This is a genomic window from Serratia sp. CY74737 (assembly GCF_052166775.1).
In the GTDB taxonomy this organism is placed as follows: Bacteria; Pseudomonadota; Gammaproteobacteria; order Enterobacterales; family Enterobacteriaceae; genus Serratia; species Serratia ureilytica.
In genome coordinates, this window is the sequence record NZ_JBJNOF010000001.1 from 75,569 (window position 1) to 101,847 (window position 26,279).

The following is a 26,279-nucleotide window of genomic DNA, read 5'->3' on the forward strand; positions in this document are numbered from 1 at the left end:
CGGGGAAAATAAAGAGATATCTTTCATTCGTAAGTTCCTCTTTTTCGTTTTTCGGAGATTTTATGAAGCTGGTCACTGAACGTCTGCAGTTACAGTCGATAACCGCCGAGGATTGGCCGCTGTTTCTGCGCCTGTACCAAGATCCCGAGGTGATCCGTTACATCTCCGATCCGCGCAGCGAAGCGGAGATCCGCGCACGGTTCGAGGAGCGCCTGCCGGTCTGGGACAAACACGGCGACCAGTGGCTGTGCCTGGTGATGCGTGAGAAGCACAGCGGAGAGGCGGTGGGCATTACCGGCTTTCGCCCGCACTGGGCGCCGTATCGGCAGGCGGAAGTGGGATATGGGAGTTTGCCTTCCGGGCAGGGCAAGGGCTATGGCAAGGAGTCGCTGCGGGCGGTGCTGGATTTTGCGGTGAACGCCTGCGGTTTTCACAAGCTGACCGCCACCGTGACCGCCGGCAACCTCGCCTCGCGTGGCCTGCTGGAGTCGTGCGGTTTCCAGCTGGAGGGCACGCTGCGCGACAACTACCGTCTGGCGGATCAGTGGTGCGACGACTGGCTGTTCGGGCTGCTGGCGGCGGAGTTTCAGAGCGCTAAATAAAAATATCGCGCAGGGTATCGACAAGCTCGTCGGCGCTGCGCTATGTTCGATATTCGGTCAGTTCGCTGGCCAGCGTCGCTCGGACGGTCCGGGCGCTAACGTCTATCGAGGAATCCCCTATGGCTGATAACAGTCCACAGCGCCGTTTCACGCGCATTGAACGCCTTCCCCCTTACGTATTCAACATCACCGCCGAACTGAAGATGGCCGCACGCCGTCGCGGCGAGGATATTATCGACTTCAGCATGGGTAACCCCGACGGCCCGACGCCGCCGCACATCGTGGAAAAACTGTGCGCCGTCGCCCAGCGCGACGACACCCACGGTTATTCCACCTCGCGCGGCATTCCGCGCCTGCGCCGCGCCATTTCGCGCTGGTATGCCGATCGTTATCAGGTGGATATCGATCCGGAAAGCGAAGCCATCGTCACTATCGGTTCGAAAGAGGGTCTGGCGCACCTGATGCTGGCGACCCTCGATCACGGCGATACCGTGCTGGTGCCGAACCCCAGTTACCCGATCCACATTTACGGCGCGGTGATCGCCGGCGCTCAGGTGCGCTCGGTGCCGCTGGTGGACGGCGTGGATTTCTTCGGCGAGCTGGAGCGCGCCATTCGCGAAACCATTCCGCGCCCGAAAATGATGATCCTCGGCTTCCCGTCCAACCCGACCGCGCAGTGCGTGGAGCTGGATTTCTTCGAGCGGGTGGTGGCGCTGGCCAAGCAGTACAACGTGCTGGTGATCCACGATCTGGCCTATGCCGATATCGTCTATGACGGCTGGAAAGCGCCGTCGATCATGCAGGTGCCGGGGGCGAAAGACATTGCGGTGGAGTTCTTCACCCTGTCGAAAAGCTACAACATGGCCGGCTGGCGCATCGGTTTCATGGTCGGCAATCCCGAGCTGGTCAGCGCGTTGGCGCGCATCAAGAGCTATCACGACTACGGGACCTTTACGCCGCTGCAGGTGGCGGCCATCGCCGCGCTGGAAGGCGATCAGCAGTGCGTGCACGATATCGCCGAGCAGTATCGGCAGCGCCGCAATGTGTTGGTGAAAGGGCTGCATGAGGCCGGCTGGATGGTAGAAAACCCGAAGGCGTCGATGTACGTCTGGGCGAAAATTCCCGAACCTTATGCCCATCTCGGTTCGCTGGAGTTCGCCAAACGCCTGCTGGCGGAAGCCAAGGTTTGCGTTTCGCCGGGCATCGGCTTCGGCGACTATGGCGATACCCATGTGCGCTTCGCGCTGATCGAAAATCAGGACCGTATTCGCCAGGCGGTACGCGGCATCAAGGCCATGTTCCGCGCGGACGGGTTGCTGATGCCGGGCAAAGGCGGCGGCGCCAAATAATCCTGTCAGGCCGGACGTTTGTCCGGCCTTATTTTTTCCCGTCCCAAGGTTTTCTTCATTATTTCCCCATTATGCTCGACTACGCTGAATTTTATTTTTTGGATAGAGTGTATGAGCAACCGCTACGCGCGATCGCAAATCGTTTTACATTGGTTGACGCTGCTGATGGTGATCCTCACCTACGCGGCGATGTTGCTGAAGGATTCGGTGCCGGAGGCGTGGGCGCCGCTGGTCAAAAATCTGCACTTTAATTTTGGGGCTTCGGTTTTTGCCCTGATGCTGATTCGGCTGGCGGTGCGCACCCTCCACGCGACGCCGCCGACCACGCCGCCGCTGGAGGAATGGCAGGAAGTGGGCGCCAAGATCTTCCATTGGCTGCTGTACGTGGTATTCCTGATGTTGCCGCTGCTGGGCGTGTTAACCCTGGCCTACGGCGGGAAATCGTGGACTTTACTGGGGTGGCCGGTACCGCAATGGGTGACGCCGGATCCGGTGATGCGCAAGCTGGTTAAAACGGTTCATGAGACGCTGGCGAATATCGGCTACTTTATCATTGGCGCGCATGCGCTGGCGGCGCTGTATCACCACTACCTGCGCAAGGACGACACCCTGCGCCGCATGATGCCGGGCAAATAACGGCGAACGACGGAAACGACAAAGGGACGCTCGCGCGTCCCTTTGGCTGTGTTCCCGGTCAGGCAACCATCAACATGAAGGTGCCAACCCAGGCAACCAGCATGAATGACACGCCCATCAAAAAATATTTCACTGAACAACTCCTGTCTGGAGTCCTCGCCAGCAATGATCCCGATTGTTGTGCTGAGTGTTTTATGGGCAACCTGTTTGTCGGGCGGGTTCTTCCAAACGAAAGAACAACGTCCTCGCGCGCGGGTTGTCCGGTTGTCGCGCCTCATGCTCCGTGAGGTAAAATCCGAACCGCGACAGGATCGGCGCTAATGTACTCTCAATACTGGTCTGATTTCAATACTGTGTTTTTGATCACAATTTTCGGCTATTTTTTGAACAGCGCGCGCTGTTTTATAACGCTTTTTATCGGCGGGCGACAGGAACTAGCCCGCCGTGGCGGGCTGTAAAATAAGGGATGAAGCAATGCAGCGGCAGGCGCTCAGGCGACGGCGTTGATGCCGGTCGCCAGAATGACCCAAAAAACGAGACAAGACAGCAGAATAACGGCCCAAATATGACGGCGACTCCACTCCATTTTTAGCCTTCGTTGTTGCGACAGAGGATTAGGTAACGATCACATCGGCGCGAATGGGGGAAAATTTAGCCCCTGCGGATAATATTTTGCTTACCTGTTGCTAACTTATTGGCAAACTTCACTTATTGTCACGCGCACGTCGTAGCCCAACAGATACAGCGCCTGCTCCAACGCTTCCACCTTCGAGGCGTAACCGATATCCAGCAACCGCTCCATTTGCCCGCCGTTGAAACCCAGCTTGCGCGCCAGCGCCGCTTTACCGGTGTTTTTGCGCAGCATGGCGTTGTGCAGTTCGATTTTCAGCGCCACCAGCGCCGGCAGGTGTACCCTCAACTCATCGGCTTGCAGAGGGGAAGGGGCGGGCAGGGGCAAACCTTCATCCATCGTGGCGGCGATGGCGGCCAACAGGCTTTCCTGTGCCTCCAGTTCGATGTCTTCGCGTTTATAGCAGGCGGTTTGCCACTCGGGGAAGTCGCGAAAACCGATCTGCCAGGCGTCGCTGTCGCGATCGAAGGCGTAATGGGCGAAGTAATGGCTGAACATGGCGATCCCTGATTAAAACTTGAATGAGGCGCTATTGTGACGGCACGGCCGGCGGATAGCCATAGCCTTGAGCGGAATGGCGCTCAATCGGTCTGTTCACGCGGCTTGCGTCGCAGCCCGTCGGGCGGCAACAGCAGGGCGCAGAGCATGACTGCCAGACTGAACAGCGGCAGCCAGCGCGCTACCGGGCCGGGGGAGTAGTTGTTGAGCACCGAGCAAACATAGCACGCTACGGCCAACGCCCAACCGGGCAGGCCGATATCGTTGAGTCGGAATGCGGTTTTGGCCATGAACCACGTGACCAGGCCGAAACAGAACAACGCCCACACCATAATGCACAGCAGATACAGCAGCACCGAGACGAATTCGGCGCCGTCGCCGTGCGCGTGGGCGCGAAAATGGTTTTTATCCAGATAGGTCGACAGAAACGACAGCAGCACGATACCGATGGCGAAGATCGCCAGCGAGAAAATAAACGGTTTGCGCGAGATGCGCCCACGGTACAGGTCTTTGGCGAGTTGTCCGAGAGATTCCATCACAGTCCATTGTCGTGATCATTGCGGCGATAGCCGGGTGGCAAGCAGTCGGGCATTTTATCGGGGCAAACGTGGGCGTCAAGGTGATAACTTTTCTCATTTAGTTGCGGTTGAGATTCAGCGCGGCCGCACCGGGCGTTCTTTGCCCGTGCAAAACGTCACAATTTGGCACGTTTGGCTACCTGACGCGGTCATTGGCGGCATAATCCTGTTTGTTCGCGTTGAACAATGCATTAACATAACTCCCACTTATCTCTTGCATGGCTATATGGATATCCGATGCGTCACCTGGTTGCGCTTTTACCGCTGATTACCTTGCTTGCTGCCTGTAGCAGCACGCCGAAACCCAGTACCACCGCTACGCCGCAGAGCACCCCGGTAAAGGGCGGCTTTTTGCTGAGCCCGGCGCACAGCGGCGCGCCGCTGGGTGGGGATTTCGCCAATAACCCGAATACCGCGCGCTTTATCGAGAAGATGGTGCAGGAACACGGTTTTGACCGGCAGCAGCTGCACGACGTGCTGGCGCAGGCTCGGCGATTGGATTCGGTGCTGCGACTGATGGACAGGCAGGCGCCGACGCCGTCTACCCAGGGGCCAACCGGGCCGAATGGCTCCTGGCTGCGCTACCGCAACAAGTTCATCACCCCGGATAACGTGCAAAACGGCGTGGTGTTCTGGAATCAATATCAGGATGCGCTGCAGCGCGCCTGGCAGGTGTACGGCGTGCCGCCGGAGATTATCGTGGGGATTATCGGCGTGGAAACCCGTTGGGGCCGCGTAATGGGTAAAACCCGCATTATCGATGCGCTGGCGACGCTGGCCTTCGACTACCCGCGCCGCGCCGATTACTTCGCCGGTGAGCTGGAAACCTTCTTGCTGATGTCGCGCACCGAAGGCGACGATCCGCTCGAGTTGCGCGGCTCCTTCGCCGGTGCGATGGGCTACGGGCAGTTCATGCCTTCTTCCTTCAAAAGCTATGCGGTCGATTTCAACGGCGATGGGCATATCAACCTGTGGGATCCGGTCGATGCCATCGGCAGCGTGGCCAATTACTTCAAAGCGCACGGCTGGTCCAAAGGCGAGCCGGTCGCCATTCAGGCCAACGGCCAGGCGCCGGGGTTGGAAAACGGCTTCAAGACGCGCTACTCGGTCGCCGCGCTGGCCGAAGCCGGCCTGAGCCCGCAGGGTTCGCTTGGTGATAACCAAGAGGCCAGCCTGCTGCGGCTGGATGTCGGCACCGGCTACCAGTATTGGTACGGTCTGCCGAACTTCTACGTCATCACCCGCTATAACCACAGCACCCATTACGCCATGGCGGTATGGCAACTGGGCGAAGCGGTCGGGCGCTCGGCGCGCGGCGGCTTCTGACGCTGCGTCAATAAACGAAAAAGGCCGCTTGTGCGGCCTTTTTTGCATTCTGAGCAATCAGAAATCGTAGCGCAGACGCACCACGGTCATATCGCCGAGGTTGTCGGTGCTCGATGTCAGCACGTGCTCCACGTCAACGCGGAAACCGTAGTCAAACTGTACGGTCACCCCGAGGCCGTTATCGATGCGCTGGTAGTTGCGGCCGGTGATGTATTCCAGGCGGTCGCCCATGAAGTACGGCATCACCGATTTCACCGCGTACTGACCTACCGGCACGGTATAACCGGCCAGGTATTCGATACCCCACGCATCGCCGGCGAAGTAATTATTGACGTCGGCTTTCTTGGTGGTCAGGAAGTCGTTGTAGTAACCGCCGCCGAAGGTCAGGGTCCAGTTGTCCGGTTTCCAGCTGATGGCGGTGCCGAAAATGTTCTGATCGTAGCTTTTGCTGCCGCTGGTGGACGGGTTGCGCATTTCGGCGCGGGTGTAGTTCCAGGCGGTGCCCCAGGTCAGATCCGGCGTAATATGGTAATCCACACCCAGAGAGCCGCCGCCTTTGCGCTTGTAGCGCAGGCCGTTGCCCGGCAGATAGTCGCTGTCGCTGAACAGGTACGAGGCGTAAACGTCCGCATCGCCGAAGCGGTTCTTGTACTTCAGCATTTTGCGTGAACGGTAAGAGCCGTCGTAGTCGCCGTTAATGCCGTTGCCCGGCGCCTGGGCCAGCATGTCGTAGTCCCAAATATCAGTCTTGGCGCCCACCACGTCATAATAAACGCTGTTCTGTTGACCGAAGGTCATCTGGCCCCAGGTGTTGCTTTTCAGGCCGGTGTACAGCATGCGGCGGCTGGTGTTTCTCGCGCCGTCGGCATAGTGATGATCCCAGTCAAACAGCGCCGGAATGTTCACGCCCAGCTCGTAGTAGCTGATCCAGCTGATATCGTCGAACAGATAGTAGTCCGCCGCGAAACGGAAGCGGGTGCCGCCGTCGAAGCCGTTACGCTTGTACGAGCCCTTGTCACCGTCGCCCGTCATGTTGTTGAACTGCGGACGAATACTGCCGCCAACGGTGAAGTTCAGGCGGCTGAGCGGATCGCCGGCCTGTGGATCTTGCTTCAGCAGGGTGATTTCCGCCTGAGCAGCGAACGACGCGCTGCCGATCGCCAGACCCAGCGCCACCGCTTGAGTCATTACGCGCAATTTCATTGCCATGTGTTATCCCTGTTTTAGGTATGACCGCCCTCATCAGCGCCGCCATGCCGATGTTTTGCGCAGAAAGCTGCGTTTTTGCGCATTTTGACGGTTTTTTTTGGTGTTTTAGCGGCGGGCGGCATTTGTAGCATAAACGGTGAAATAAATAATTACTTTTCTTGCTAATTATTGGCCGGTTTTTGACCATTTCGTGCGGTGAAAGTGGCCGCTCTGCCTCTCTCTCCACTCGGATGAATTCATTTAACGCCAAGGTTTATATTTTTCATTTGTCAGTCACCAACCCCAGCCTGTAATTTCAGCCATGCAAGAGATAATTAATTCCAGCCTGTCACCGCCGTATTAACGTGAGGCATTTTTGCGTAATCGGTTGGCAGGAATAAGCGATTGGGAGGTCGCCATGAGAAACCTGTTAATGTTGTTGGTGGGGCTGTTTTCATTACCGGCGATGGCGGCGGAGTCGCACGTCTGCCATTCTCAAGCTTATGATTATGCAGAGGTTAGTAAGCTAAGGTTGTCTGACGACACTCTGTTTTTCTGCCGCGGCGTGGGGCGCCTGACGATCCCGGAATTGGCGCGAAAAGGCTGGAAGGTGATTCACCTGGCGCAGCAAACTGAATATACCGACTCCGTCGACAGCGATGGCGAAGTTATTAAGCTTTATCAGGAAATCGTGGTGTATAAAGAATAACGCGGCGGCAGCCTGTGATTATTTCAACGGCGGCGGGAACCCTATTATGAATGCAAGAATCGGTATCGACGGCAGGGCTGCCGCCGCCATGATGATGCTATGCGCCATTTGGGGAATGCAGCAGGTGGCGATCAAGGCCGCCGAACCGGATGTGTCGGCGGTGCTGCAAATTGCTATTCGCTCCGGTCTCGCCGCGCTGGGGGTTTACCTGCTGGCGCGCTGCTGCGGCGAGTGCTTCACCTGGGATCGCGCCACGCTGAGCGCCGGTTTGAGCGTAGGGGCATTGTTCGCGCTGGAGTTCTTTTTTGTCTCCGAAGGGCTGCGCTATACCAGCGCTTCGCATATGGCGGTGTTTTTGTACACTGCGCCGCTGTTTTCCGCTCTCGGCCTGCATTTTCTGATTCGCCAGGAACGCCTGTCGCCGGTGCAGTGGCTTGGCATGCTCATCGCCTTTGGCGGCGTGGTGTTGGCCATATCGGGCATGGCTGAGGGCAGCGGCGACGCAGCTCGGTTGAAGGGCGATCTCTACGGCCTGCTGGCGGGGATCGCCTGGGGCGGTTCTACGCTGGTGATCCGTACCTCGCGTCTGGCGGAGTGCCCGGCTAAACAGACGCTGCTGTTCCAGTTGACGGGCGCCTGCGTGCTGCTGTCGTTGCTGGCGATAGCGTCGGGCAATTTGCACGTCGCTCTGAGCCGGGTGGCCTGGAGCAGCCTGCTGTTCCAAACGGTGATCGTGTCGTTTTTCAGCTACCTGATCTGGTTTTCACTGTTGCGCCGTTATCAGGCGTCCTCGCTGGGCATTCTCACCTTTATGACGCCGGTATTCGGCATTCTGGCCGGCGTCGTCATGCTCGGCGAGCCGCTGCAAATTGAGTTTGTATTGGGTGCCGTGCTGATCGTGCTGGGGTTAATCGTGGTGAGTTGTTCATATCTTATTTATTTTGACCGTAGGGTGGCACCAAAAATATAAATTATGGATGTTGATGTACAGAATTACCAAATAAGCTGCGCAAGCCAATTCATTATTCAGCTGCAAATATCCCGCTATGCCTGGGGCGTGCCGTTGATTACGCTCAGCGATAACGGTGACTTTACCGTGATAAGAAGCCGAGGTTGGTCAAAATTGGCTAACGGAATGCCGCTGGAGGTTTATTACTTTGCCAATAATTCCCTGCTGACCTGGGATAAAAATCGCAAATATATCTCTTATTCAAAGGCCGGCCGGCTCTATGCCTGCGCGTTGCATTTTTCTTATTCTCCCAAAGTATGGCGATAACCCTCTGGCCATCAGACCAGAGGGGATATTTTCATGATCCACTGCTTAAATGCGAGGATCTTCGGCCACTGCCGCTCGGAGATGGTCGAGGTAAAATAGCAGTGTTCGCAGGGCACGGTCATATCGGCGAAGGGAATGATCAGCTCGCCGCTTTTGATCCAGTCCTGCACCAGATTAAGCCGCCCCATGGCGACGCCAAGGTGCCGCGTAGCGGCCAGCACCGCGAGATCGGAACGGTCGAACTCCATACTTTTACTGTCGGTATCCAGCCCCAGCGCAAAGTGTTGTGACCAGGTTTGCCACTCATCTTCGCCGGAGTTGTAGCGATCGTGCAGCAGCGTACAGTGAGCCAGGTTTTCCGGCGCATCATACAGATTATGTGCGGCGGCGTACTGCGGCGTGCAGATCGGCACCATCGATTCCTGCATAAAGGCTTCTTCCAGATGCCGCCCCGAGCGCAGTTTGCCGAAGTACATCGCCAGATCCACGCCGCGGTTGGCCAGGTTGATGATTTCTTGCCCGGTCAGAATGTTGAGGTGAATGGTGGGGTGCTGGGCGATAAAGTCGCCGATGCGCGGCAGCAGCAGACATTGCACCAGGGACGGGTGCGAGTAGAGGGTCAAGGTCCCCGTCAACTCGCGATTTTTGATGTCCAGGATTTCCTGATTCAAGGTGTTGAAGGAGCTGTCCAGCGCCCATTGCATGCGCTCGCCCTCCGGTGTCAGCGTAATTCTGCGATGAAAGCGTTGGAATAGCAGAAACCCCAATTCCTTTTCGAGCAAATTAATGCGGTGGCTCACGGCACTGGGGGTGATCGACAATTCTTGTGCCGCCAGCGCAAAAGATAAATGACGGGCGACGCATTCGAAAGTATGCAGCCTGGAAAATTGATAGCTGGTCAGCGGGGTCGCCCGTTGCGAATGTTTTTTACTGGGGAACATGCTATTTCTCCGTGCGCATAATCCGGCAATATTAACATTTAATGGTGCGGAGGATAAACCCAGCCTGATTGATATATTCGGTTTTTATGCCGAGGAATTTCGTTATCTTGAGGGGAAATTAACTTACTGGCATAACACGCGGAAATAACAGACACAGGGGGCGTTGATTGAGAGGGCGATGATAATCAGCAATAGGACGAATATAATAAAAGAGGTGCCGTTAAGCCGTGAGTAAAGGCGGTGTGCGACAGCCTGAACGATAAAGGCTCATGTTCCATGCGGGATAGAATGGTTTCGCCATAATAATCCGTCGCATGGCGACGCAGAGCACGCGTTAAGCCCGGATGCCAACGAGAGGGAGGCAGCAATCCCCCGTCTGGCCAAAGAACCGTGCCCGGTGGCTGCCCACCGGACACGGCATTCAGGGAAAACCGGTTTGCTCGTCGGCGCCCATCAACGGCGACGCAGCAGCAGGCCGGCCAACAGACCTGCGCCGGCAACGAGTGCCAACGCGGCGAGGGGATTTTTCTTCATCATGCTGCCGGCGCAGCTCAGGGCGTCGCCGTATTTTTCTTGCAGCGCGCCCACTGCCTGGCGCGTGACGCCTTCGGCCTGCCAACGTTCGTTGCCGCTGACGTCGCCCGCGATTTCCTGCGCTTTGCCCGCCACTTTTTCCATCATGCCATTGGCTTTTTCGCTGTTCATTATGATGCGCTCCTTAGGTTCGATCCGTTTGGCGTTCGCTCAGGGCGAAAGCCTGCATTTGCACCGCCATGTTATGCACTTCACTCGGTGCTCATAAGGGGCGTTTGCATCGGTATGGCTAGTGCATTTGCAGGCTACTTGCCATTCATCGAGGCCGGTCCGCCGGTAAACAGCCCGCGTTCTCTGGCCCATACGATGGCTTCGCTGCGGCTGTGCACGCCGAGTTTGGAATAGACCGTCGCGACATGATTGCGAATGGTGTTGAGCGCCAGATTGAGGCGCGCCGCGATTTTCTTGTCCGGCAGTCCCTCGCAGATCAAACCCAGCACATCGCGCTCGCGCGGGGTGAGATCGCTGGCGGCAAACCCGGCCTGGTTGGAGCGATTGATGCTTTTCACATTAGCCAGTTTTTCGATCAGGGTTTGGCTAAACCACGAGGCGTCCTGCATCACTTCCTCGATGGCGTTCACCAGCTCCAGCTCAGAGCGCTTGCGTTCGGTAATGTCCATGAGCACCAACAGATAGCAGGGCGCATTATGGATGCTGACGGCATCCGCTGAGGCCACGCAGTCGATTAACTCGCTCCCTTTCTTGCGCACCCGGATGTCCATCCCTTCGACATTGCCGGTTTTTTCCAGGGCGGCAAACAAACGGCTGCCCGCCTCGGGATCGTCAAAAACCGGGATCTCGTCGACCGATTTGCCGACTAAGGCTTCGGCGTCGTATTCGATGGCGCGGACGAAGGCTTCGTTAACGTCCAGCACGCGCCGCCCGTCTGCGGTGCACACCAGCGTTGGCACCGGGCTCAGGCGGAAAGATTTGGCGAACCGCTCTTCACTTTCTCGCAGCGCCGATTCAGCCTGGCGCCGGGGTTCGAGATCGGTAAACGTGAACAGCATGCAGTCGTCTTCATTGATGTCCAACGGTTGACCGGCAACCACCACCAGCTTGCTGCCTCCGTCGGGCAGTTTCAGCTCGGCCTCCATCTGCGGAATGGTGGCGCCTTCCCCCAGGCGCTGCACGGCCAGCTCTTTATGCTCGGCCTGTTGCAGGACGTCCAGTTCATAAACCGAACGCCCCAAGACCTGTTCACGTTGGTAACCGGTCATATCAAGGAACCCTTGATTGACCTTGACGTAGCGCAGATCGCTGAGCCGACAGATGACCGCCGGTGCCGGATTGGCGTTAAAGGTTTTTTCAAAGCGCTGTTCGGCGCTGGCCCACTCCGTCGCGTCGCTCATGATCAGCGCCAGCAGCTCCGGCTGCCCCTGCGGATCGGTGACGATCAGGCTCCGCAGGCGGTGCACCCAGAAACTGTCCGGATCGTCGACCTGGCGAACTTCCACCACCACATCGGTGAAGGTCTCGCCATCGGCAACCCGGTTCAAAGGGTACTGTTCCAAAGCCAGCGGATGGTTGTTGCGATAGCGCAGGGCAAAACGCGCCGCGTACTCGCCGGCATTGGCCCCCAGGGCTTGCTGGTGGCTCACGCCATGCATGGCTAACGCGGCCTCGTTGGCCCATAGCAGGGTTTGATCGGTATCCGTCAGGATCACGCCGTCGGACAAGCCGGAGATGATTTGCTGCAGGTGGCCGCGGTTGGTTTCGCTGGCCAAGACGGATTGGCTCATGTGTTCTCCGCTAGACAGAAGGGGAGCGGCCTCTTTAGGGGCCGCGGGTTACGCTACTCGCTGAGCAGCTTAGTGCATAACGTGCGTATTCGCAGGGTGTGAATGCACCAGGCGTTCTGGCGCAAATGAACCGGGACGGCCGATGATGCCGCGCGGCAGACTGAATTTGTCTGCGCGGTTTTCTGCCGTGTGTGCAATCACTTGTCCAGAAAATATAAGGAACAACGATGACCACTGTCTATGAATCAAATCGCTTTGCGTTTCAGGTGTCATGGGGCTCGATATTGGCCGGGAGTGCCGTGGCGCTGGTGACTTATCTGATATTCAGCGTGCTGGGTACGGCGATCGGCGCCCAGGCCGTGGATATGATGCAAAAGGGCAACCCGCTGAGCGGATTTGGCACCGGCACCGGGATCTGGCTGCTGGTTTCAACGCTGGCGTCGCTGGCCGCGGGCGCATTCGTCGCCGGCCGCACTGCGCCGAATCGCGGCGGCTTGCATGGCCTGCTGAGCTGGGCGATCACCACCTTGCTGACCACCTGGTTGATGGTGTCGCTGGCAAGCGGTGTGGTTGGGCTGGCTGGCAACGCGGTTGGCAAAGGGCTCTCGCTGGCGGGCAGCGGCCTGGCGGCGGCGGCGCCAAGCGTGGGCGACAGCCTGAAGCAACAGTTGGATAAAAAGGGCATCAGCCTGGACTGGGGAAACCTGGAAAGCCAGTTGAACGCAACGCTTAAGCAAACCGGTAAGCCGGAGCTGGATCCGGCTCGGTTGGAGCAGAAAGCCAATCGGGCGGCCGCCGACGGCAAACAGTCGGCCGTGGATGCCGCGGCCGATCCGGCGCAGGCCGCCACCGAGCTTAAGCAGTGGTTCGAGCGCGTTAAGCAGTCCGGTGAGCCGACGTTGAGCGCCGCCGATAAGGACGCGCTGGTGAATATTGTTGCGGCACGCACCGGCAAGAGCCGTGATGAAGCGAGCCAAATCGTCGATAACTACGCCCAGGCTTATCAGCAGGCGGTGCAGAAGGTGGAAAAACTCAAGGCCGAGGCCGAGCAGAAAGCGCGGGAAGCGGCTGATGAAGCGGCCAAGCAACTCTCTCGCGCCGCGTGGGGCTCACTGCTGATACTGCTGCTGGGCGCTGCGTTGAGCGCCGGCGTGGGGCGAATTGCCGAGTCAACCCGCCGTAGCGTCGCGGTGAGTTGAGATGGGCAAAAACCTGTCGTGCATCTCGCTGAATTATCGAAAAGTGGCGGGAGCGTCCGCGCCCGTACTGGTCATCGATTTTTGCAACGAGAACAACGAGCGCTACACCTTGCGCTATAACTTGCCGCCGGATACCCCGGAACGGACCGAGCGACGGGTGTCCTTGCTGCTGTATCTGTTGCGTAAGCACAGAGCGGCAGAGATCGACAACCTGACGGACTAATCCGCTCATTGGATGAAAAGCCCAGCTTTGCGTGCTGGGCTTTTTTTTGAGGAGCGGGCGGTTACGGTAACAAACTATGGCGCGTATCGGCTTGGCGCTTGACGGCGGAGAGGCTGGCGCGGTGCGGGAGCATCAATGCCCCCGGGACGGGAAGGCAATATATGACCTCTAACATGATTTGTTGATGCATCCGCTTTTTCTGTGCAGGGAAAGATAAAAAAGAAACTCACTGTTGCGACACGTGATTATTAAGCCTGATGTTCAGGCTTTGCGTTTATTCCTCTCAGCTTCCTTAGCCACGGCTCAGGCTTTACCCATTAGCTGCAATAAGTGTTATCAACAATCAAGGCTATAAAATGCGATTTCATTTCTGATGATGAAATTCCTATTCGGCCATGCAATTGATGCGATAAAAAACACTTTAAGATAAAAAATTTAACAGAAAGTGTGATTCTCACTGGCGGCGCAAGTGCTCCTTCAATAGATGCACTTTGTGTCGTTAAATTTTGTTTTTCGATTTTCTTGTGGGTGGATTTATATAACATGATCATTTTCAGTTATTTATATAATGACCTCTTGGAGGGTGTGAGAATAAAAAGAAGAGGGCGTGATTTTTTAGGATTAATCTTAATGACTTAATTTCTTCGCTTAACGATTTTAATGAAAATGATACGGCTTTTATAAATGCAAGGAGCGCACATGGATTACAGAAGAGATATTCTTTTACAAGTATTGGAGTATATGGAAAAGAATATTGTGGAAGGGCTTTCGGTTGAGAAGGTTTCAATTATCTCGGGTTACTCTAAATGGCATTTGCAGCGGTTGTTTAAGCATTACTTTGGCATTACGCTCGGGACGTATATAAGGAATAGAAAGCTGAGCCGATCGGCTGTCTTGCTCAAACAGCATCAAGGGAACATATTGGATGTCGCCTTGGCATCGGGGTTTGCCTCTCAGCAATGCTACACCCGGGCATTCAAACGTTTCTTTGGCGAAACGCCCAACAGCTTTAGAAACAGCCGGGGATGGGATTTCTCCACCCAGATCCCCCCGTACGGCAGCGACAATAAACCCTATTTTTATCATACGGTCATGCCGGATGACATCGAGATGCTGAAGCATTACAAAACATTAATTTTCCATTCTATAAGGAAATACAGAGATGCCAATGATATTGCGCAGACTAATGAGAAACGGCTAAGCAAAAATTGGGGGGTATATAATGTAGAGAAAAGCAGGGGGAATAAGTGCCATGCCAACGGCAAGGAGCAGGCAGTTTTTCACTCCATCTTCAACTTCTATATCCCAATGGGCAAATATATTGTTATTCCCTTTATGGGCGAGTTGCCTGAGTACGTTAATTTTTTTGAGGGGATATATGACGCTTACTTGCCGGCTATCAACGTCAAAATGAGGGAGAGCTTCTTTATCGAGCTATATAGAGATGAAAATTCAAACAGTAAAGTTATCAATGTCGATATACTTATTCCTGTGACGTAGTGATGGAAAAGGAGACGTCATGAATAGAGAAAATCGCCCCGATTCGATGAATAAACGGCACCACATACTCCTGCTACTGTATTTAAGGCTGTCTGCCTTTGGCCGAATCATCGTCGCCGGTTTAGGAAAACGGGCCATTCAATTCACGCTGGCATTTATTCTGTTCATGTTTTCAGGAAATGCGATGGCCAATAATCGGGAACATCAGCCAATCGCGTTGGCAGGAATGACCTGGATGGCGTGCCTGCACCCGCAGGGATGAAATTAGGGCTGAACAAGGGATTGGAGCAGGGGCCGCGGGCGGTCGATGCGCATTGGCTCGATAAGGAAAAATGGCGTCCCCGACTGGAATCGAACCAGTAACTAGCCCTTAGGAGGGGCTTGTTATATCCGTTTAACTACGGGGACGCTGCGGACCGGCAACCGAAGCTGCCGGGGCATTATACCTTTTTTTACCCGCAGAATAAGCGCTTAGCGGCGCGTTTGCTCAATACCTCGCCAGTTCGCGCCGAAATTTCCTCGGCTAACCGACGGCGATCACGGTTTTTCCCCGCCGTGGCGCCGTTTTTCCTCTTGCAGGCGCGCCGCCTTATTTTTGGCGCTCAAATCGTTGCGGATTTGTGCGTGGCTTATCAGCGCAAAGATAAAGGTGCCGCCGATGATGTTACCCGCCAGCGTCGGCAGGGCGAACGGATAAACGAATGCTTGCCATCCCATCGCGCCGTTGAACACCAGATACAGGATCTCCACCGAGCCGACCACGATATGCGTCAAATCGCAAATCGCCACCAGGTAAGTCATCAACACGATCACCCAGATTTTCGCCGCGCCGGCGGCCGGGAACATCCATACCATGGTGGCGATGATCCAGCCGGCCAGGATGCCGTTGGCGAACATTTCTCCCGGCGTATGGCGCATCACCTCTTCGCCCAGGCTGATGAAGGCGCGGCGCGTTTCGGCGTCGAACAGCGGCATATGGGTAAACGCCAGCGCCGCCAGCGCGGTGCCGATCAGATTGCCGAGCAGCACCACGCCCCACAGGCGCAGCAGGATAAGCAGGTTGCGCGGCGTGGGCTTATGCATGATCGGCAACACCGCCGTGACGGTGTTTTCGGTAAACAGCTGCTGGCGCGCCATAATGACAATGATAAAACCGAAGGTGTAGCCGAGGTTCTCAATGAAAAAGCGGCTGGGATCGTCCGGCAAGCGGGCGTGGAAAATGCCTTTCGCCGCCAGCGAGGCGCCCATCGACAGCCCGGCGGCGATCGCCGACCACAGCAGCGCCAGCCCGTCGCGCTCCAGCTCTTTTTCGCCTTCCATCCGGATCTGCTCATGCACCGCCGCCGCGCGCGAAGGCAAATTTTCTTCCCTGACTTCGATTTCGCGTTTGCCCTGTTCCTGCTCTTCGCTCTCTACCTGCATTGTCTCATCCGGCTCGTGCTCCTGGCGTGGCTGTTCGTTCATGCTGTCGCTCCTGCTCAATAAGGGTGAGTTCACGTCATTAAGCGTAGTTGCCCGGTCTAAATGCGGCGAAATACAGAAAAAGGTAACAAGAGTTAAAATCCGCCGATTTTTTCCACGCATTCTTGATCCTGCTCGCCATATTGGCCCCTCGGCGCGCCCGCCGCAGGCTGCGTGCGGGGAAAGGCTTATGCTATGATTCGCTATCCCAAAGAAAAATATGAGTTCCCTGATGCTGGAAGCCAAAAGTCTGAGTTGCGTGCGCGATGAGCGCATCCTGTTTAGCGAGCTAAGCTTTTCAGTTCAGCCGGGCGATATCATTCAGGTAGAAGGGCCGAACGGCGCGGGCAAGACCAGTTTGTTGCGCATCCTCGCCGGTCTGGCGCGGCCGGACGGCGGTGAGGTGTGCTGGCGCGGGCGCAACACGCTGCGCGATCGCGCGGCGTATCAGCAAGATTTGCTGTTTATCGGCCATCAACCGGGCATCAAAGCCGTATTGACACCCTTTGAAAATCTGCAGTTTTATCAGGCGGTGCGCGGCGCGGTCGAGCATCAGGCCATCTGGCGCGCGCTGGAGCAGGTGGGGTTGGTGGGGTACGAAGATCTGCCGGTGGCGCAGCTTTCGGCCGGGCAACAGCGGCGGGTGGCGCTGGCGCGATTGTGGCTCAGCGCGGCGCCGCTGTGGATCCTCGATGAACCCTTGACGGCAATCGATAAACAGGGCGTAGCCGAGTTGATTAGCCTTTTTGAACAACATGCGCAGCGGGGCGGCATGGTATTGTTGACCACGCATCAGGATTTGGCCGGCGTCAGCCAAACGGTGGGCAAAATTCGTTTGGCGGAACACGACGCGGGGAGTTTGTGATGTTTTTGACTCTGGTGCGTCGCGAATTGAAGATCGCCTGCCGTAAAGGGTCGGAGATCGTCAACCCACTGTGGTTTTTCCTGATTGTGATCACGCTGTTCCCGCTGGGGATTGGCCCTGAACCGCAGCTGCTGGCGCGCATTGCGCCGGGCATCGTGTGGGTGGCGGCGCTGCTGGCTTCGCTGCTGTCGCTGGAGCGGCTGTTTCGCGACGACTTTCTCGACGGTTCGCTGGAGCAGCTGTTGCTGCTGCCGACGCCGCTGCCGATGACGGTGCTGGGCAAAGTGTGTGCTCACTGGGTTGTGACGGGATTGCCGCTGCTGATCCTGTCGCCGCTGGTGGCGCTGCTGCTGTCGCTCGATATGCAAACCTGGCTGGCGGTGGCGGGTACGCTGCTGCTCGGCACGCCGACGCTGAGTCTGATCGGCGCTATCGGCGTGGGGCTGACCGTCGGCCTGCGCAAAGGGGGCGTGCTGCTCAGCCTGCTGGTGCTGCCGCTGTATATCCCGGTGCTGATCTTCGCCACCGGCGCGATCGACGCCGCCTCGATGGGCATGCCGATCGACGGCTATCTGGCGATACTCGGCGCGATGCTGGCGGGCAGCGTGACATTGGCGCCGTTTGCCACCGCGGCGGCGCTGCGAGTGAGCGTGCACTAGCTAACGTATTGAATGAACAGACGGGGCAAGGCCGACAAGAGCGTACCCCGCAGAAGATTTTCGCCGTTTCGAACGCTCGGAGCGGCCGACGCATAAAAATTACCGTGAGCACTGACGACAATGTGGAAATGGTTACATCAACTGGCGCGGCCCGAACGGCTGTATCACGTCTGCGGCCGCTTTATCCCCTGGCTGGGGCTGGCGGCGGCGGCCTGCCTGCTGCTCGGCTGGGCATGGGGCTTTGGCTTCGCGCCGAAGGATTATCAGCAGGGCGACAGCTTCCGCATCATTTATATTCATGTGCCGGCGGCCATGTGGTCGATGGGCATCTACGCCTCGATGGCGGTGGCGGCGTTTATCGGCCTGGTGTGGCAGATGAAAATGTCCGATACCGTGGTGGCGGCGATGGCGCCGATCGGCGCGGTGTTCACCTTTATCGCGCTGGTGACCGGTTCCGCCTGGGGTAAGCCGATGTGGGGCACCTGGTGGGTATGGGACGCGCGGCTGACCTCCGAGCTGGTGCTGCTGTTCCTCTATATGGGTGTCATCGCGCTGTATAACGCTTTTGAAGACCGTCGCCTGGCGGGCCGGGCCGCCGGCATTCTGGTGCTGGTGGGCGTGGTGAACATTCCGATCATCCATTTCTCCGTCGAATGGTGGAATACGCTGCATCAGGGCTCGACCAACATGCAGCAATCCATCGCGCCAAGCATGCGCACCCCGCTGCGCTGGGCGATCCTCGGCTACCTGCTGTTGTTCGTCACGCTGACGCTGATGCGCCTGCGCAATCTGATCCTGTTCCAGGAGCGCCAGCGCCCGTGGGTTGCCGGGCTGGTGAATAAGGAGCGTCAGTCATGAATGCCGCGTTCGATTCCTGGCCGGCGTTTTTCGCCATGGGCGGTTATGCCTTCTATGTCTGGCTGGCGGTCGCCGTCACGCTGATTTCGCTGTTGGGGCTGGTGGCGCACACCGTCTGGCAGCGGCGGCTATTGCTCGCCGAGATCGGCCGCCGTCAGGCGCGCGAGCGGCGCATTCGCCATGCGCAACAATCAAAACAAAAATCCGCCGCACCGCGGGAGAAATCATTGTGAATCCACGTCGTAAAAGCCGCCTTTATCTGGCGATCGTTGTGCTGATCGGCATCGCGCTGACCGCAACCCTGATGCTGTACGCGCTGCGCTCCAACATCGATCTGTTCTACACCCCGGGTGAAATCCTGCAGGGTAAGGGCGAAAACCATGAGAAGCCCGAGGTCGGCCAGCGGCTGCGCATCGGCGGCATGGTGATGCCCGGCTCGGTGAAACGCGATCCCAATACGCTGCAGGTCAGCTTCAAGATTTACGACGCGCGCGGCGCGATCGGCGTGACCTACACCGGCATTCTGCCGGACCTGTTCCGCGAAGGGCAGGGCGTGGTGGCGCAGGGCGTGCTGGGCGAGGGCAACGTGGTCAACGCGCGCGAAGTGCTGGCCAAGCACGACGAGAAATACACCCCGCCGGAAGTGGCCGACGCGATGAAAGAGAATCACAAAGGGCCGGCGGAAGCGTATAACGCGCCGCAGGCGGAGGGCGCCAAGTCATGATGCCGGAACTGGGCAGTTTTCTGCTGTGCCTGGCGCTGGCGATCGCGCTGCTGCTGAGCATTTACCCGCAGTGGGGCGCGGCGCGGCAGGACAGCCGCATGATGGCGGTGGCCCGCCCGCTGACCTACGGCATGTTCGCCGCGATTGCGCTGGCGTTTCTGTGCCTGGTGCATGCCTTCGTGGTCAATGACTTTACCGTCGCCTACGTGGCCACCAACTCCAATACCCAACTGCCGGTGTATTACCGCATCGCCGCCACCTGGGGGGCGCACGAAGGTTCGCTGCTGCTGTGGGTGTTGCTGCTGAGCTGTTGGTCGCTGGCGGTGGCGTTGTGCAGCCGGGCGATGCCGCAGGACGCGGTGGCGCGGGTGTTGTCGGTGATGGGCATGATCACCGCCGGCTTCCTGCTGTTCATCATCATGACCTCCAACCCGTTCACCCGCACGCTGCCTAACTTCCCGATCGACGGCAGCGATCTCAACCCGCTGCTGCAGGATATCGGCCTGATCTTCCACCCGCCGCTGCTGTACATGGGCTATGTCGGCTTTTCGGTCGCCTTCGCGTTCGCCATCGCCTCGCTGATGGCCGGCCGGCTCGACACCGCCTGGGCGCGCTGGTCGCGCCCGTGGACCACCGCCGCCTGGGTGTTCCTCACGCTGGGCATCGTGCTCGGATCGGCCTGGGCCTACTATGAGCTGGGCTGGGGCGGCTGGTGGTTCTGGGATCCGGTGGAGAACGCTTCCTTTATGCCGTGGCTGGCCGGCACCGCGCTGATGCATTCGCTGGCGGTGACCGAGAAACGCGGCACGTTCAAAGCCTGGACGGTGTTGCTGGCGATCACCGCTTTCTCGCTGTGCCTGCTGGGCACCTTCCTGGTGCGCTCCGGCGTGCTGGTCTCGGTGCACTCCTTCGCCTCCGACCCGGCGCGCGGCATGTTTATCCTCGCCTACCTGGTGATCGTGATCGGCGGTTCGCTGCTGCTGTACGCGGTCAAGGGCGGCCAGGTGCGCAGCCGGGTGCAGCACGAGACCTTCTCGCGCGAGACCTTCCTGCTGGGCAACAACGTGCTGCTGATCGCCGCCATGCTGGTGGTGCTGTTGGGCACGCTGCTGCCGTTGGTGCACAAACAGCTGGGGCTGGGCAGCATCTCGATCGGCGAGCCGTTCTTCAACACCATGTTCACCTGGCTGATGGCGCCGTTGGCGCTGCTGTTGGGCATCGGGCCTTTGGTGCGCTGGCGCCGCGATGAGCCGAGCAAGCTGTGGCGCCGCCTCGGCGTGGCGCTGTTGGCGACGCTGGTGCTGTCAATCCTGCTGCCGTGGCTGCTGCAGGACAGCATCGCCGGCATGACGGTGGTGGGCCTGATCATGGCGCTGTGGGTGATCATCCTGACGCTGATGGAGCTGCATGAGCGCGCTACCCACCGTCACGGTTTCTGGCGCGGCCTGCGCCAGCTGTCCCGCAGCCACTGGGGTATGGTGCTCGGCCACCTCGGCGTGGCGGTGACGGTGATCGGCATCGCCTTCAGCCAGAACTACAGCGTGGAGCGCGACGTGCGGATGAAGGCCGGCGACAGCGTGGATATTCACAACTATCACTTCGTGTTCCGCGACGTGCACGACATTCGCGGCCCGAACTACAGCGGCGGCGTCGGCATCATCGACGTCACGCGCAACGGCAAGCCGGAGGCGACGCTGCACGCGGAGAAACGCTACTACAGCGTGGCGCGCAGCATGATGACCGAAGCGGCGATCGATGGCGGTTTCAGCCGCGATCTGTACGCGGCGCTGGGCGAGGAGCTGGAGGACGGCTCCTGGGCGGTACGCCTGTATTACAAACCCTTCGTGCGCTGGATTTGGTTCGGCGGCGTCTTTATGGCGATCGGCGGCCTGCTGTGCATCCTCGACCCGCGTTACCGCATGAGCAAAAAACTCAAGCGCGAAGGCAAGCTGGAGGCGCAACCATGAATCGTAAGCTGCTGTTTATCCCGTTGGTCCTCTTCCTGCTGCTGGTGGCGGCGCTGATGGTGCAACTGACGCGCAACGCCGGCGGCGAAGATCCGACCATGCTGGAATCGGCGCTGATCGGCAAACCGGTGCCGACCTTCAGGCTGGAATCGCTGGATCAGCCCGGCAAAACCTACGATCAGGCGGTGCTGCGCGACGGCAAGCCGATATTGCTTAACGTCTGGGCCACCTGGTGCCCGACCTGCCGCGCGGAACACCAGTATCTCAATACGCTGGCGGCGCGCGGCGTGCGGGTGGTCGGCCTGAACTATAAAGACGATCGCGCCAAGGCGGTGACCTGGCTGAATTCCCTCGGCAATCCCTATGCCCTCAGCCTGTACGACGGCGACGGCATGCTGGGGTTGGATCTCGGGGTGTACGGCGCGCCTGAGACCTTCCTTATCGACGGACAGGGGATTATTCGCTATCGCCACGCCGGCGACATGAACGAGCGCGTTTGGCAGCAGGAAGTGCTGCCGCTGTATAGAAAGTACGGGGGTGAGGCATGAGGCTGATTGTCCTGCTGTGCGCCGCACTGCTGAGCTGGAGTGCCGCTGCGGCGATCGATACCTATCGCTTCAACTCCGTCGAGCAGGAGCAACAGTATCGCGAGTTGACCGAACAGCTGCGCTGCCCGAAATGCCAGAACAACAGCATTGCCGATTCCAACGCCATTATCGCCGCAGACATGCGCACCAAGGTGTACGAGCTGATGATGCAGGGGCAAAGCAAGCAGCAGATCATCGACTACATGGTGGCGCGTTATGGCAATTTCGTCACCTACGAACCGCCGGTAACGCCGGCGACGCTGATCTTGTGGATCGGCCCGCTGCTGTTCGTGCTGATAGGCGGGGCGGTGGTGATCCTGCGCACCCGTCGCCGGCCCGACGCGGCGGTGGACGATGAATTCTCCGAACGGGAACGGCAGCGCCTGGCGGCGTTGTTGCAAGAGACTGACAGGAAGAAACCCTAATGGCTTTTTGGCTGATTATTTGCGTGTTGCTGGCCGGCGCCGCAGCAACGCTGGTGGTGCCGGCGATGCGCCACGGCAAGCAGAGCGCCGCTACGCGCGATGCGCTGAACAAGGCGTTCTATCAGGATCGCCTCAGCGAACTGGAGCAGGACGAGCAGCAGGGCGTGGTGGCCGAGCGCCCGGAGCTGGTTAAAGAGCTGCAACAGAACCTGTTGAACGACATCCCCGTCGAACAGGCAGAGCAGGCGAAACCGATCAACCGTTGGGCGTTAGTGCCGGGCGTGCTGTTATTGCTGGCGGTGACCGTTGGCTTTTATCTGAAAACCGGCGGGTTGGCGCAGGTGCTGGATTGGCGTCTGGTGCAGGCGCAAATGCCGGAATTGCGTGAGCGCGTCGCCAATGAGCGCGCCAAACCGCTGAGCATGGAAGAGATCGCTCGCCTCGGGCTGGGGCTGCGCACCGAGTTGCAGCAGGACGATCGCAATATCAATGACTGGATGATGCTGGGGCGCGTCGGCATGGCGTTGAACAACGCCACCACCGCCACGCAGGCGTTTGCTCATGCCTATCAATTGAATCCGAATAGTCTGGAAGTGCGGCTCGGCTATGCCGAGGTCTTGACGCGATCCAACGATCCGGAGGATAACAAGCAGGCGACGCAGCTGTTGCGGCGCATGATCGCGGAAAATCACAGCGATCCGCGGGTGCTCAGCCTGTTGGCGTTCAACGCTTTCGAACAGGGCGATTTCAAACAGGCGATCGGCGCCTGGCAAGTGATGCTGCAGCTGCTGCCGGCTAACGATCCGCGCGCGGAAGTGATAAAGCGCAGTATTGCACAAGCAAAAGCCCAGGCCGGCGGAGAAACTGTTAAACTGAATGTGACTGTTTCGCTGTCACCGCAGGTGGCGAAAGCCATGCCGCTGCAGGGGACGCTGGTTATCTCGGTGACCGACGGCGTCAGCCCGGTGCCGGTCGCGGTAAAACAATTGCCGCTGAGCCGTTTTCCGCTGTCTTTCTCTCTGGACGACAGCAACGCCATGATGCCCGAGCGTCTACTCTCGGCACAGCATCAGGTGCAGGTGCGTGTGCGCCTCTCACAGGACGGATTGGCCACGCCGCAGCCGGGGGACTGGTTCGGCGAAAGCTCGCTGCAGACATTCAGCGGCAAAGAGCAGGTTAGCGTTCAGATAAACAAGCAGGTCCCTGAAAAATAAGACCGAACGTGTTTTTATGGAGAAAAATATGAACTTTCGCCTGACTGGGGTGGCATTCGCAGCGGCATTACTGGTGGGCTGTGCCAGCGCGCCAGACAATGAGCCGCAAGGGCGTTCCGATCCTCTGGAAGGATTTAACCGGACGATGTTCGACTTCAACTACAACGTCCTGGATCCTTATATCCTGCGTCCGGTCGCGGTGGCCTGGCGTGACTACGTGCCGATGCCGGCGCGTAACGGCATCAGCAACTTCACCTCCAACCTGGAAGAGCCGGCCAGCATGGTCAACGCCTTCCTGAAGGGGGATCCTTACCGCGGGATGATCCACTTCAACCGTTTCTTCCTGAACACCCTGCTCGGGATGGGCGGCCTGATCGACGTGGCCGGCATGGCCAACCCGAAACTGGCGCGCGAAGAGCCGAACCGTTTCGGCAGCACGTTGGGGCATTACGATGTGGGCTACGGTCCGTACGTGATGCTGCCGGGCTACGGCAGCTTTACCCTGCGTGAAGACGGCGGCGACTTTGCGGATACGCTGTATCCGATGCTGAGCTACCTGACTTTCTGGATGTCGGCGGGCAAATGGGTGGTCGAGGGTATCGAAACTCGCGCTCAACTGCTGGATTCCGACGGCCTGCTGCGCAACTCCTCCGATCCTTATGTCATGGTGCGCGAAGCTTACTTCCAGCGCCACGACTTCATCGCCAACGGCGGTTCGCTCAAGCCGGAAGAGAACCCGAACGCCAAGGCGATTCAGGGCGATCTGGACGAGATCGACTCGCAGTAACCGCCGGCCTTATGCCCATGAAAACCCGCCGTCTGGCGGGTTTTTTTACGCCCGCTGCGAGCGACAGGCAAAGAAAAAGCGCCCCGCGGGGCGCTTTGGCATCCATCTCAAACGAGATTAGAAGCGGTAGTTGAAGTTGGCGCCGTACAGCCAGGCTTTACCCACCGAGTTGAAGGTGTAAGGACCTTCATTGATGGTGACTTTCTGGCCGTGCATGTAGGACACGCCGACGTCAACCGAGGCGTCTTTGTTGAACGCATAGGTAGTACCGGCACTCAGCCAGAAACGATCCTGATCGGGAATGGAAATCGAACGGTTTTGGGCAGGCACCGGGCTGTCATCGAAGGCGATACCGGTACGGAAGGTCCAGTTGTCGTCGTAGAAGTAGGTGGTGCCCAATGCGATACGGTAGGCATCGCGGAAGCCTTCATGCTTCTCGAACAGCGTCTGGCCGTTGTTGCCGGTGGCTCTCAGCTCCTGGAACTGGCTCCAGCTGGTATAAGCCAGGCTGTAGTGAACGGCCCACTGCGGCGCCACTTTGTTGTAACCGGACAGCTCCCACATTTCCGGCAGGTTCAGATCCAGAGAACCTGGAATGGTGCTGCCGCTGGTGCCCCACGGTAAACCAACGCCCAGCGCCTGGGTAATTGGGTTGTACTGTGCCGGCAGGCTGCTCTTGTAATCGCCGTCGAACTTGATTTTCACTTCAGAGCGATAGGTGAAGCCGTAACGGTTGTTTTCATCCACTTCGTAGAGAATACCGGCGTTCCAGCCGAAGCCCCATTTATCGCCTTTCAGGTGAGAAATCTGGGTATCGCCAGGGATTTGAGCGATCATTCCGGCTTGCTGCTGCGTTAATCTACCGGTTTGTAAGCCTTGAGCGGCCAATAGCTTAGGCAATTCACCGGCGTAACGCTCGAGTTTAGCCTTGGCGTAGACGGCGTCAAAGCCCAGGCCAAAGCTGAAGTGTTGGTCCAGACGATAGGCGCCGCTCAGGTTCAGGTTCAGGGTTTCCAGATCGGTTTTACCGCCGTAAGCGCCTGCGGTGTAACCGTTATTGAATTCGGTCGCCAAACCGAAGTTGCTGGTGACCGAGCCGCCTACGGCGAATTGATCGTTAATCGGGTGAACATAATGCAGGTTCGGCACCCAGGCGGTCGGCGCGATGTTTTTCGCATCCAGACTGGCGCGGGAAGGCGAGGTACCGGAAATATCTACGTCCGGATCGATGAAGACTGCGCCGAAAGAGAGTTCCGGGCGGGTATACATCATCAGCAACGCCGGGTTGCGGCTTGCGGAGGCCGCCGTATCCGCCATGGCGCCTTCGCCAGAATACGAACGTCCTAAACCAGCTGATGAGAACTCATTCAGCTGGAATCCTGCGGCAGACACGTTTGAAGAAATAATTGCCACTGCAGCTGCGAGAGCTGATTTAGTCAATAGGTTTTTCTGGCTCATGACCAAAACCTCATTATGTGTTTATTATTTAAACTATTGTTACACGAAGTAACAAGGAGCGCGGGATTGTAGGGTCCGTTATCGTTCAGACAAATCAGACCAGTGGCTGAAGTATAGGTCTGACCTGTGAAAATGTTGCAAGTTTGTTTTTGAAATATTTCCACTCTGATATCAAAAAAGAGATCTGCTTAACAAAAAGACAGTGGTAAATAACAAAATTCTTACCATTTCTTAGCAGGCGCTCATTTTTATTTGTGATTTCCATCACTTAAAACACCCAGT

Annotated in this window: 30 protein-coding genes and 1 tRNA gene; 21 read left to right on the forward strand and 10 right to left on the reverse strand. The window is 58.0% G+C overall.

The features are described from left to right. The first annotated feature begins 62 nt into the window (after window positions 1-62). The 3 genes from ACJ8PE_RS00380 to ACJ8PE_RS00390 all read left to right on the forward strand — a co-directional run bounded on the left by ACJ8PE_RS00380 (window position 63) and on the right by ACJ8PE_RS00390 (window position 2,587). Entirely contained in the window at window positions 63-602 is a 540-nt protein-coding gene (locus ACJ8PE_RS00380; protein WP_072627244.1) for a GNAT family N-acetyltransferase, read from the forward strand. Between the two features lie 119 nt (window positions 603-721). Then, window positions 722-1,951 carry an alanine transaminase gene (alaC, locus tag ACJ8PE_RS00385; RefSeq protein WP_197792575.1) on the forward strand — a complete coding sequence of 410 codons (1,230 nt, stop codon included), beginning with the start codon at window positions 722-724 and terminating at the stop codon, window positions 1,949-1,951. Window positions 1,952-2,062: 111 nt separating this feature from the next. Beyond that, entirely contained in the window at window positions 2,063-2,587 is a 525-nt protein-coding gene (locus ACJ8PE_RS00390; protein WP_033643933.1) for a cytochrome b, read from the forward strand. Window positions 2,588-2,645: 58 nt separating this feature from the next. Here ACJ8PE_RS00390 and ypdK read toward each other — a convergent pair whose 3' ends face one another. From ypdK to ACJ8PE_RS00405, 3 genes are all read right to left on the reverse strand, one after another. Next, window positions 2,646-2,720 carry a membrane protein YpdK gene (gene ypdK, locus ACJ8PE_RS00395; protein ID WP_099782600.1) on the reverse strand — a complete coding sequence of 25 codons (75 nt, stop codon included), beginning with the start codon at window positions 2,718-2,720 and terminating at the stop codon, window positions 2,646-2,648. A gap of 558 nt (window positions 2,721-3,278) precedes the next feature. Then, the gene (locus ACJ8PE_RS00400) at window positions 3,279-3,716 is read right to left on the reverse strand and encodes an antitoxin HicB (protein ID WP_033651988.1); all 438 of its coding nucleotides are present in this window, start codon (window positions 3,714-3,716) and stop codon (window positions 3,279-3,281) included. Between the two features lie 83 nt (window positions 3,717-3,799). Beyond that, window positions 3,800-4,252: a DUF805 domain-containing protein gene (locus ACJ8PE_RS00405; RefSeq protein WP_047574204.1), complete on the reverse strand. Its 453-nt coding sequence runs from the start codon at window positions 4,250-4,252 to the stop codon at window positions 3,800-3,802. A gap of 279 nt (window positions 4,253-4,531) precedes the next feature. Here ACJ8PE_RS00405 and mltB point away from each other — a divergent pair, with 279 nt between their 5' ends. Beyond that, entirely contained in the window at window positions 4,532-5,620 is a 1,089-nt protein-coding gene (gene mltB, locus ACJ8PE_RS00410; RefSeq protein ID WP_046687577.1) for a lytic murein transglycosylase B, read from the forward strand. A 57-nt stretch (window positions 5,621-5,677) separates the two neighbouring features. On the opposite strand, the gene ACJ8PE_RS00415 is transcribed toward mltB, so the two are convergent. After that, window positions 5,678-6,829: a porin gene (locus ACJ8PE_RS00415; RefSeq protein ID WP_033632458.1), complete on the reverse strand. Its 1,152-nt coding sequence runs from the start codon at window positions 6,827-6,829 to the stop codon at window positions 5,678-5,680. Window positions 6,830-7,226: 397 nt separating this feature from the next. Here ACJ8PE_RS00415 and ACJ8PE_RS00420 point away from each other — a divergent pair, with 397 nt between their 5' ends. From ACJ8PE_RS00420 to ACJ8PE_RS00430, 3 genes are read left to right on the forward strand one after another with little or no spacing between them, the layout of a single operon-like run. After that, window positions 7,227-7,517: a hypothetical protein gene (locus tag ACJ8PE_RS00420; protein WP_033643929.1), complete on the forward strand. Its 291-nt coding sequence runs from the start codon at window positions 7,227-7,229 to the stop codon at window positions 7,515-7,517. A 46-nt stretch (window positions 7,518-7,563) separates the two neighbouring features. Further along, window positions 7,564-8,487, forward strand: coding sequence for a DMT family transporter (locus ACJ8PE_RS00425; protein WP_197792576.1), 924 nt, complete (start codon window positions 7,564-7,566; stop codon window positions 8,485-8,487). Window positions 8,488-8,490: 3 nt separating this feature from the next. After that, window positions 8,491-8,793, forward strand: a complete 303-nt coding sequence (locus ACJ8PE_RS00430) for a hypothetical protein (protein ID WP_060660412.1) — start codon at window positions 8,491-8,493, stop codon at window positions 8,791-8,793. An 11-nt stretch (window positions 8,794-8,804) separates the two neighbouring features. Here the strand turns inward: ACJ8PE_RS00430 and dsdC are convergent, their stop codons facing one another. The 3 genes from dsdC to ACJ8PE_RS00445 all read right to left on the reverse strand — a co-directional run bounded on the left by dsdC (window position 8,805) and on the right by ACJ8PE_RS00445 (window position 12,070). After that, complete coding sequence (gene dsdC / locus ACJ8PE_RS00435) at window positions 8,805-9,734, reverse strand: DNA-binding transcriptional regulator DsdC (RefSeq protein WP_033651984.1); 930 nt, start codon at window positions 9,732-9,734, stop codon at window positions 8,805-8,807. Window positions 9,735-10,187: 453 nt separating this feature from the next. Beyond that, complete coding sequence (locus ACJ8PE_RS00440) at window positions 10,188-10,439, reverse strand: CsbD family protein (protein ID WP_033643925.1); 252 nt, start codon at window positions 10,437-10,439, stop codon at window positions 10,188-10,190. 134 nt (window positions 10,440-10,573) lie between these two features. Then, entirely contained in the window at window positions 10,574-12,070 is a 1,497-nt protein-coding gene (locus ACJ8PE_RS00445; protein ID WP_197792577.1) for a PAS domain S-box protein, read from the reverse strand. Between the two features lie 227 nt (window positions 12,071-12,297). Between ACJ8PE_RS00445 and ACJ8PE_RS00450 the strand changes: the two genes are divergently transcribed. The 4 genes from ACJ8PE_RS00450 (at window position 12,298) to ACJ8PE_RS00465 (ending at window position 15,254) form a co-directional block, all read left to right on the forward strand. Beyond that, window positions 12,298-13,269, forward strand: coding sequence for a hypothetical protein (locus ACJ8PE_RS00450; RefSeq protein WP_197760986.1), 972 nt, complete (start codon window positions 12,298-12,300; stop codon window positions 13,267-13,269). 1 nt (window position 13,270) lies between these two features. After that, window positions 13,271-13,492, forward strand: coding sequence for a hypothetical protein (locus tag ACJ8PE_RS00455; RefSeq protein WP_033643922.1), 222 nt, complete (start codon window positions 13,271-13,273; stop codon window positions 13,490-13,492). A gap of 699 nt (window positions 13,493-14,191) precedes the next feature. Next, window positions 14,192-14,992, forward strand: a complete 801-nt coding sequence (locus tag ACJ8PE_RS00460; RefSeq protein WP_197760984.1) for a helix-turn-helix domain-containing protein — start codon at window positions 14,192-14,194, stop codon at window positions 14,990-14,992. A 19-nt stretch (window positions 14,993-15,011) separates the two neighbouring features. Continuing rightward, a complete protein-coding gene (locus ACJ8PE_RS00465; RefSeq protein ID WP_197760982.1) occupies window positions 15,012-15,254 on the forward strand; it encodes a hypothetical protein in 243 nt (80 codons plus the stop codon). 71 nt (window positions 15,255-15,325) lie between these two features. On the opposite strand, the gene ACJ8PE_RS00470 is transcribed toward ACJ8PE_RS00465, so the two are convergent. Further along, window positions 15,326-15,400 (reverse strand) — tRNA-Arg (locus ACJ8PE_RS00470). 129 nt (window positions 15,401-15,529) lie between these two features. Further along, complete coding sequence (locus ACJ8PE_RS00475; protein ID WP_042785128.1) at window positions 15,530-16,456, reverse strand: formate/nitrite transporter family protein; 927 nt, start codon at window positions 16,454-16,456, stop codon at window positions 15,530-15,532. 229 nt (window positions 16,457-16,685) lie between these two features. On the opposite strand from ACJ8PE_RS00475, the gene ccmA reads away from it, so the two are divergent. From ccmA to mlaA, 10 genes are all read left to right on the forward strand, one after another. Then, a complete protein-coding gene (gene ccmA, locus ACJ8PE_RS00480) occupies window positions 16,686-17,318 on the forward strand; it encodes a cytochrome c biogenesis heme-transporting ATPase CcmA (RefSeq protein WP_047574213.1) in 633 nt (210 codons plus the stop codon). Further along, a complete protein-coding gene (gene ccmB / locus ACJ8PE_RS00485) occupies window positions 17,318-17,977 on the forward strand; it encodes a heme exporter protein CcmB (RefSeq protein WP_025303731.1) in 660 nt (219 codons plus the stop codon). The genes ccmA and ccmB overlap by 1 nt, the downstream gene beginning before the upstream one ends. Before the next feature lie 120 nt (window positions 17,978-18,097). Further along, on the forward strand, window positions 18,098-18,835 hold the full coding sequence (locus ACJ8PE_RS00490; RefSeq protein WP_004936270.1) for a heme ABC transporter permease: 738 nt from the start codon (window positions 18,098-18,100) through the stop codon (window positions 18,833-18,835). Further along, window positions 18,832-19,068: a heme exporter protein CcmD gene (gene ccmD, locus ACJ8PE_RS00495; protein WP_033651976.1), complete on the forward strand. Its 237-nt coding sequence runs from the start codon at window positions 18,832-18,834 to the stop codon at window positions 19,066-19,068. The genes ACJ8PE_RS00490 and ccmD overlap by 4 nt, the downstream gene beginning before the upstream one ends. Further along, window positions 19,065-19,559 (forward strand): cytochrome c maturation protein CcmE, encoded by a 495-nt coding sequence (gene ccmE / locus ACJ8PE_RS00500; protein WP_004936264.1) that lies wholly within the window; start codon window positions 19,065-19,067, stop codon window positions 19,557-19,559. The genes ccmD and ccmE overlap by 4 nt, the downstream gene beginning before the upstream one ends. Continuing rightward, on the forward strand, window positions 19,556-21,526 hold the full coding sequence (locus ACJ8PE_RS00505) for a heme lyase CcmF/NrfE family subunit (RefSeq protein ID WP_039564915.1): 1,971 nt from the start codon (window positions 19,556-19,558) through the stop codon (window positions 21,524-21,526). The genes ccmE and ACJ8PE_RS00505 overlap by 4 nt, the downstream gene beginning before the upstream one ends. Beyond that, entirely contained in the window at window positions 21,523-22,074 is a 552-nt protein-coding gene (locus ACJ8PE_RS00510; protein WP_148875229.1) for a DsbE family thiol:disulfide interchange protein, read from the forward strand. The genes ACJ8PE_RS00505 and ACJ8PE_RS00510 overlap by 4 nt, the downstream gene beginning before the upstream one ends. Then, window positions 22,071-22,538 carry a cytochrome c-type biogenesis protein gene (locus ACJ8PE_RS00515; protein WP_033632470.1) on the forward strand — a complete coding sequence of 156 codons (468 nt, stop codon included), beginning with the start codon at window positions 22,071-22,073 and terminating at the stop codon, window positions 22,536-22,538. Before ACJ8PE_RS00510 ends, ACJ8PE_RS00515 begins: the two co-directional genes overlap by 4 nt. Next, on the forward strand, window positions 22,538-23,752 hold the full coding sequence (gene ccmI, locus ACJ8PE_RS00520) for a c-type cytochrome biogenesis protein CcmI (protein ID WP_197792578.1): 1,215 nt from the start codon (window positions 22,538-22,540) through the stop codon (window positions 23,750-23,752). The genes ACJ8PE_RS00515 and ccmI overlap by 1 nt, the downstream gene beginning before the upstream one ends. A 28-nt stretch (window positions 23,753-23,780) precedes the next feature. Beyond that, on the forward strand, window positions 23,781-24,539 hold the full coding sequence (gene mlaA, locus ACJ8PE_RS00525) for a phospholipid-binding lipoprotein MlaA (RefSeq protein WP_033643913.1): 759 nt from the start codon (window positions 23,781-23,783) through the stop codon (window positions 24,537-24,539). A gap of 117 nt (window positions 24,540-24,656) precedes the next feature. Here the strand turns inward: mlaA and fadL are convergent, their stop codons facing one another. Continuing rightward, complete coding sequence (fadL, locus tag ACJ8PE_RS00530) at window positions 24,657-25,997, reverse strand: long-chain fatty acid transporter FadL (protein WP_042785124.1); 1,341 nt, start codon at window positions 25,995-25,997, stop codon at window positions 24,657-24,659. Window positions 25,998-26,279 lie beyond the last annotated feature (282 nt).

Coding starts and splice junctions, on each gene's coding strand:
- ACJ8PE_RS00455 (WP_033643922.1), top strand. CDS start 13,271: ATGGGCAAAAACCTGTCGTGCATCTCGCTGAATTATCGAAAAGTGGCG.
- ACJ8PE_RS00475 (WP_042785128.1), bottom strand. CDS start 16,456: ATGAACGAACAGCCACGCCAGGAGCACGAGCCGGATGAGACAATGCAG.
- mltB (WP_046687577.1), top strand. CDS start 4,532: ATGCGTCACCTGGTTGCGCTTTTACCGCTGATTACCTTGCTTGCTGCC.
- fadL (WP_042785124.1), bottom strand. CDS start 25,997: ATGAGCCAGAAAAACCTATTGACTAAATCAGCTCTCGCAGCTGCAGTG.
- ACJ8PE_RS00515 (WP_033632470.1), top strand. CDS start 22,071: ATGAGGCTGATTGTCCTGCTGTGCGCCGCACTGCTGAGCTGGAGTGCC.
- ACJ8PE_RS00400 (WP_033651988.1), bottom strand. CDS start 3,716: ATGTTCAGCCATTACTTCGCCCATTACGCCTTCGATCGCGACAGCGAC.
- ACJ8PE_RS00380 (WP_072627244.1), top strand. CDS start 63: ATGAAGCTGGTCACTGAACGTCTGCAGTTACAGTCGATAACCGCCGAG.
- mlaA (WP_033643913.1), top strand. CDS start 23,781: ATGAACTTTCGCCTGACTGGGGTGGCATTCGCAGCGGCATTACTGGTG.
- ACJ8PE_RS00405 (WP_047574204.1), bottom strand. CDS start 4,252: ATGGAATCTCTCGGACAACTCGCCAAAGACCTGTACCGTGGGCGCATC.
- ACJ8PE_RS00510 (WP_148875229.1), top strand. CDS start 21,523: ATGAATCGTAAGCTGCTGTTTATCCCGTTGGTCCTCTTCCTGCTGCTG.
- alaC (WP_197792575.1), top strand. CDS start 722: ATGGCTGATAACAGTCCACAGCGCCGTTTCACGCGCATTGAACGCCTT.
- ccmB (WP_025303731.1), top strand. CDS start 17,318: ATGTTTTTGACTCTGGTGCGTCGCGAATTGAAGATCGCCTGCCGTAAA.
- ACJ8PE_RS00465 (WP_197760982.1), top strand. CDS start 15,012: ATGAATAGAGAAAATCGCCCCGATTCGATGAATAAACGGCACCACATA.
- ACJ8PE_RS00420 (WP_033643929.1), top strand. CDS start 7,227: ATGAGAAACCTGTTAATGTTGTTGGTGGGGCTGTTTTCATTACCGGCG.
- ACJ8PE_RS00450 (WP_197760986.1), top strand. CDS start 12,298: ATGACCACTGTCTATGAATCAAATCGCTTTGCGTTTCAGGTGTCATGG.
- ACJ8PE_RS00430 (WP_060660412.1), top strand. CDS start 8,491: ATGGATGTTGATGTACAGAATTACCAAATAAGCTGCGCAAGCCAATTC.
- ACJ8PE_RS00445 (WP_197792577.1), bottom strand. CDS start 12,070: ATGAGCCAATCCGTCTTGGCCAGCGAAACCAACCGCGGCCACCTGCAG.
- ACJ8PE_RS00415 (WP_033632458.1), bottom strand. CDS start 6,829: ATGGCAATGAAATTGCGCGTAATGACTCAAGCGGTGGCGCTGGGTCTG.
- dsdC (WP_033651984.1), bottom strand. CDS start 9,734: ATGTTCCCCAGTAAAAAACATTCGCAACGGGCGACCCCGCTGACCAGC.
- ACJ8PE_RS00490 (WP_004936270.1), top strand. CDS start 18,098: ATGTGGAAATGGTTACATCAACTGGCGCGGCCCGAACGGCTGTATCAC.
- ccmA (WP_047574213.1), top strand. CDS start 16,686: ATGCTGGAAGCCAAAAGTCTGAGTTGCGTGCGCGATGAGCGCATCCTG.
- ACJ8PE_RS00440 (WP_033643925.1), bottom strand. CDS start 10,439: ATGAACAGCGAAAAAGCCAATGGCATGATGGAAAAAGTGGCGGGCAAA.
- ccmD (WP_033651976.1), top strand. CDS start 18,832: ATGAATGCCGCGTTCGATTCCTGGCCGGCGTTTTTCGCCATGGGCGGT.
- ACJ8PE_RS00460 (WP_197760984.1), top strand. CDS start 14,192: ATGGATTACAGAAGAGATATTCTTTTACAAGTATTGGAGTATATGGAA.
- ACJ8PE_RS00425 (WP_197792576.1), top strand. CDS start 7,564: ATGAATGCAAGAATCGGTATCGACGGCAGGGCTGCCGCCGCCATGATG.
- ACJ8PE_RS00505 (WP_039564915.1), top strand. CDS start 19,556: ATGATGCCGGAACTGGGCAGTTTTCTGCTGTGCCTGGCGCTGGCGATC.
- ACJ8PE_RS00390 (WP_033643933.1), top strand. CDS start 2,063: ATGAGCAACCGCTACGCGCGATCGCAAATCGTTTTACATTGGTTGACG.
- ccmI (WP_197792578.1), top strand. CDS start 22,538: ATGGCTTTTTGGCTGATTATTTGCGTGTTGCTGGCCGGCGCCGCAGCA.